Origin of the sequence: Streptomyces lothianensis (assembly GCF_047779955.1) — a bacterium.
Lineage (GTDB): Bacteria > Actinomycetota > Actinomycetes > Streptomycetales > Streptomycetaceae > Streptomyces.
On the sequence record NZ_JBLMKT010000135.1, the window covers coordinates 1 to 545 of the forward strand.

Here is a 545-nt window from a genome sequence, read left to right on the forward strand (position 1 = left end):
ACCGTGTCGCCGGTGTGGGTGGCGAGGGCGGGTCGGGGGTGGTCGAGGGGGAGTTCGATGAGTTCGGGGATGCCGGTGAGTTGGTCGTGCCAGAAGGTGAGCTGTTGGTTCAGGAGGCTGTCGGGGTCGTCTTCCGAGCCGAGGACTTCCTGTTGCCACAGGGTGTAGTCGGCGTACTGGACTTCGAGTTCGGTCCAGTCGGGTGCGGTGCCGTTGTGGCGGGAGGTGTAGGCGCGGGTCAGGTCGTGCAGGAGGGGGCCGGTGGACCAGCCGTCGGCGACGATGTGGTGCATCAGGAACAGCAGGACGTCGCGTGCGCCGTCCACGCGGAACAGGGTGACGCGCAATGGCAGTTCGGATTCCAGGGCGAAGCTGTGGCGTGCGGCTTGGTTCAGGGCGTCCTCCAGTTGTGCGGAGGTGACCTCGGTGATCTCGATGGTGCCGGCGAGTTCCGTCTGTGCGTCGGTGGCGGTCCGGATGTCCTGCTGTGGGATGCCGTTCACTGCGGGGAAGACGGTGCGCAGGGCCTCGTGCCGTGCGACGAC

At 67.0% G+C, this 545-nt stretch carries 1 protein-coding gene; it reads right to left on the reverse strand.

What is annotated here, in order from left to right; translation table 11 throughout:
• Positions 1 to 545: condensation domain-containing protein (locus ACLF6P_RS29940; protein WP_415954558.1), on the reverse strand; the 545-nt coding region annotated here is incomplete at both ends.